The sequence below is a fragment of the Streptomyces sp. NTD91 genome (genome assembly GCF_059510455.1).
Window position 1 is genome coordinate 1 of sequence record NZ_JCAJZW010000103.1, and the last position, 4,862, is coordinate 4,862.

At 72.3% G+C, this 4,862-nt stretch carries 3 protein-coding genes; 2 read left to right on the plus strand and 1 reads right to left on the minus strand.

The features are described 5' to 3' along the window. Positions 1 to 72: 72 nt before the first annotated feature. Entirely contained in the window at positions 73 to 1,539 is a 1,467-nt protein-coding gene (locus AC5WRT_RS38675) for an NCS2 family permease (protein ID WP_496096346.1), read from the minus strand. A 658-nt stretch (positions 1,540 to 2,197) separates the two neighbouring features. Between AC5WRT_RS38675 and AC5WRT_RS38680 the strand changes: the two genes are divergently transcribed. Continuing rightward, positions 2,198 to 3,925: a PucR family transcriptional regulator gene (locus AC5WRT_RS38680; RefSeq protein WP_496096347.1), complete on the plus strand. Its 1,728-nt coding sequence runs from the start codon at positions 2,198 to 2,200 to the stop codon at positions 3,923 to 3,925. Between the two features lie 165 nt (positions 3,926 to 4,090). Next, complete coding sequence (locus AC5WRT_RS38685; protein WP_496096348.1) at positions 4,091 to 4,858, plus strand: hypothetical protein; 768 nt, start codon at positions 4,091 to 4,093, stop codon at positions 4,856 to 4,858. Positions 4,859 to 4,862 lie beyond the last annotated feature (4 nt).

Consider the following 4,862-nt stretch of genomic DNA (forward strand, 5'->3'; position numbering starts at 1 on the left):
CCTTGCGATGCACCGCACCAGACGCCGCGGACCCCGCCCTCCGGGCGGGGTCCGCTACTTTCGAAACACGCCCTAGTGGACACCCAGCAGCGCCTGGATCGGATGCAGGGAGAAGTAGACGACGAAGAGCACCGTCAGGCCCCACATGAAGCCGCTGATCTCCCGCCACTTGCCCTGGGCCACCTTGATGACGGCGTAGGAGATCACGCCCGCGGCGACGCCGGGGGTGATCGAGTAGGTGAACGGCATGATCACGACGGTCAGGAAGACCGGGATCGCGACGGACCGGTCCGCCCAGTCCACGTGACGGGCGTTCATCATCATCATCGCGCCGATGGTGACCAGGGCGGCCGAGGCCACCTCGCGCGGCACGATCGCCGTGATCGGCGTGAAGAACAGACAGAGGGCGAAGAAGCAGCCGGTGACCACCGAGGCCAGTCCGGTGCGGGCACCCTCGCCGACGCCGGTCGCGGACTCGACGAACACGGACTGGCCCGAGCCGCCGACCACACCGCCGACGACACCGCCGGCGCCGTCGATGAACAGCGCCTTGGACAGACCCGGCATGCGGCCGCGCTCGTCGGCGAGGCCGGCCTCGGTGCCGATGCCGATGATGGTGGCCATCGCGTCGAAGAACCCGGCGAGCACGAGAGTGAAGACGATCATGGTGACCGTCATGTAGCCGACGTCGCCCAGGCCGCTGAAGGACACCTTGCCGATGAGCGAGAAGTCCGGCATGGACACGGCGCCGCCGTGCAGCGCGGGGCCCTCGCCGTTGGCCCAGGACGCGTCGTGCACGAGCCCGAACGCGTTGACGACGACCGCGAGGAGGGTGCCGGTGACGATGCCGATGAGGATGGCGCCCGGCACGTTCCGGGTCTGCAGCGCGAAGATGAGCAGCAGCGTGACCGCGAAGAGCAGGACGGGCCAGCCGACGAGTTCGCCCTTGTCGCCCAGCGTCACGGGGGTCGCCGTACCGGCGTGCACGAATCCGGCCTTGACCAGGCCGATGAACGCGATGAACAGGCCGATCCCCATCGTGATGCCGTGCTTGAGCGGCAGTGGGATCGCGTTCATGATCATCTCACGGAGGCCGGTGACCACGAGAAGCATGATCACGACGCCGTACGCGACGCACATGCCGAGACCCTGCGCCCAGGTCAGGGTCTTGGTCCCCATCACCAGCCCGGCCAGCACACCGGAGACGGACAGTCCGGCGGCCATGGCGAGCGGCACCTTGCCGGCCCAGCCCATGAGGAGAGTGGTGACCGCCGCGCCGAGCGCGGTGGCCGTGATGAGCGCCTTCTGGCTCAGGGAGTCGCCGGACCTGTCCGCGCCGCTGAGGATCACCGGGTTGAGCAGAAGGATGTACGCCATCGCCATGAAGGTGGTGACGCCACCGCGGACCTCGGTCGCGACGGTGGATCCTCGTTCGGATATGTGGAAGTACCGGTCGAGCCACGACCTTCCGGCCGAGGGGCGCGAACCCGCGCCCGCGTCCTCGGCGGTGGTCGTCGGCTCCACTGACTGCTGGGTCATGGTGCCATCTCCCAAGGTTCATCGGAGCACCCGTACACCTGCTCTGTCAGGTACGGGATCGGGGAATGGACGACCCGGGGGACGGCCCGAGACGAACGAAGGGGGTGGTGGTGCGAGGACCGCGAGCGGTGCGGAACTCGAGGGGTTCCTCCCGGGTGGCGCGGTGGAGTGTGTGACGTTCCCGGCGCCGCCCGGAGAGCTGTGGGGTTGTTACGCGGTCCCGTACGGCGCCCGGGCCGCACCGGCGTGCGGCCGGGCTCCCGCCCGCTCGCACGCCGGATCGCCGCGAGGACGGCCGGCGGGGCGCAGGAAGTCCATGACCGGCTCTCTTCCGCTTCTCGGGGGTCGTACGGATCGAGCCATTCCGCGAGCGGCGGACCCGGCTCGTTCATGCCCCGTTCACGTGGAGTGGGCTCAGTACACCGTCCGGCGCTCCGGCCGGGTCAGTCACCGAAAACATGAAGGAGTTGGCTGGCCACGACGGGCATCTTGTAGATTCATATGAACGGAGGTCGTCGGTCACCTCTCCGATTTCCGGCGGAACCGCAGGAAACAGCACGGAGACCCGGAGAACGCCCACTGCGTCCGATTCCGGGCGAGTCCTCCGTCACCCTCCAAGATCATCGTAGGTTTCGAGACAAAGAACGGCGGCGACGAGATGCGGCTGCGCGCACTTCTGGACACCGACGCGCTGGGGCTGCGGCTGCTCGGCGGCGAGGAGGAGCTGGACCGGTCGGTGCGCGGGGTCATGACCACCGACCTGCGTGACCCGAGCCGCTACCTCTCCGGGGGCGAGCTGGTGCTCACCGGCCTTGCCTGGCGCCGGGACGCCGACGACTCCGAGCCGTTCGTACGGATCCTCGTGCAGGCCGGGGTGGCGGCGCTCGCTGCAGGCGAGGCGGAGCTGGGCGACATACCCGACGACCTGGTCGTGGCCTGCGCCAAACACCGGCTGCCGCTGTTCGCGGTGCACGAGTCCGTGGCGTTCGCGACGATCACCGAACACGTCGTGCGGCAGGTCTCCGGGGAGCGCGCCGGGGACCTCGCGGTGGTCGTGGACCGGCACCGGCGCATGATGACCTCGGGTCCGGCGGGCGGCGGTCCGGACGTGGTCCTCGACCTGCTCGGCTCCGATCTGGACCTGCGCGCCTGGGTACTTGCCCCGACCGGGCGGCTGATCGCCGGCTCCAAGGTCCACGGCCCGGCGCTGTCCGCGGAGACCTGCGCCAGGCTCGCCGCCGAGCATCTGGCGGCCACCCGCACCGGCCGGCGCGGCCCGCACCGGGTCCTGCTGGGCGGTACGACGTACTCGCTGTTCCCTGTCCACTCCTCCGGACACTCCCCGCAGGGCGCCCGCGACGTGCGCGAGACGGTGCTGTCGGACTGGCTGCTGGCCGTCGGGGCGGACGCCGGCGACTGGCCCGCGGAGCGCCTGGACCTGCTGCGGGGCGTCACCCAGCTGATCGCCGTCGAGCGGGACCGGCGGGACGCCGCGCGCACGGTGCGGCGCCGGCTCGCCCAGGAGGTGCTGGAGCTGGTCCAGACGGGCGCCGCACCGGCCGAGATAGCCGCCCGCCTTCGGGTGGCCGCCCCGGTGCTGCTGCCCGGTCTCGGCGCGGCCCCGCACTGGCAGGTCGTGGTGGCCCGCGTGGAGTGGGACCAACAGGATGGCGGGCCCGCAGGGCCCTCGGCCGAGGGCGGGGGCGGGCGACGGGCGGGAGAGGTCGAGGGCGGCCCGGTCGCCCAGTCGCTGTTGGAGGAAGTGCTGGTCGACCCGCTGGCGACCGGCCCGGAGCCGTCCGACCGGATCGCCGTCGCGCACACCGGTGACGAGGCGATCGCCCTGGTGCCGCTGCCCGCGGTCGCCGCCGAGCACGACGGCTCGGAGACCGGCCTGCTGGCCGACTCCCTGCTGCGGGCGGTACGGGAGACACTGTCAGCGGGCCTGGGCGACGACGGCCGGCTCACCCTCGGCGTCAGCGCGGCCGTGCACTCCGCCGAGGGGCTGCGCGGTGCCCTGGAGGAGGCCCGGCACGCCCGCCGGGTCGCGGCCGCCCGTCCGGGCCGGGTCTGCGCGGCGGGACACCAGGAGCTGGCGTCGCACGTCCTGCTGCTCCCCTTCGTCCCGGACGACGTCCGCCGCGCCTTCACGGCCCGCCTGCTGGACCCGCTGAGGGAGTACGACCGCCGCCACCGGGCCGAGCTGATCCCGACCCTGGAGGCCTTCCTGGACTGCGACGGCTCCTGGACCCGCTGCGCCACCCGGCTCCACCTGCACGTCAACACGCTGCGCTACCGGGTGAGCCGGATCGAGCAGTTGACGGGACGGGACCTCTCGCGCCTGGAGGACAAGCTCGACTTCTTCCTCGCCCTGCGCATGAGCTGAGGTCGGCTGGGCGCGTGGCGGCCGAACCGGTCACGCCCGCACCCCACCACTTTGTGAAATCTTTCACCCACCCTCTTGGCCCGGCGCCGCGATTGGTGCTGGAATGCCGCCACCACTCAACAGCTCGATGGCGTGCTCGGGGAGGGCAACGTGGCGCACACCGCCATGTCTGGTAACGGAACGACCGCCGGTGACGATCCTCTCCAGACCGCGGTATGGCGGTTGCGCTCGCGGGCCTGCTGGGCGGACGCGGCGGCCCTGCTGCCACCGGACACCCCCGCCACGGCCCTGCAGCGGGCCGCGCTGCTCGTCGAACGGTGTCTGTACACCGAGCGGGGGTGGGCGGACGCGGAGGACGCGCTGCGCACCGCGGAGGCGCTCGCGCACACCGACGAGGAGCGGGGCGCGGCCGCCTGCGAGCGCGGCCAGCTCGCCTACACGGCCACGCTGCACGGCGTCCGGGACCGCGCGGACGAGGCGCGGGCCGCGCAGGGGCGGGCGGCGGCGCTGATTCCTCCGGGGGCGCCCCTGCGGGCCCTGCTGGACTTCCGCCGGGGCCTGATCGCCGAGAACCTGACCCGCTCCCCGCAGGCGGCGCGGGCCGCGTACCGCCGGGCGCATGCGGGCGCCACCGCGCACGCGGACGCGCTGCTGCTGTCCTTCACCTGGCGCCACCTGGCCGGACTCGCCCTGCGTGACGGGGAGTTGGCCGAGGCACGGAACGGGTTCGCGGAATCCCTGCGGATCCGCGAGGAGCTGGGCTACCTGGTGGGTACGGCCCCCGCGCTGGCCTCGCTCGCCGACGCGGAGACCGAACCGGAGGCGTCCCGCCTGCGCGAGGAGGCCCGCAGACTGTTCCGCCTGCTCGGCGGCGTACCGACCTGGCTGGCCCGGCAGTTGTCACCGCCTGCGCCGGGGGTGGCCACGGCGTAGGGGT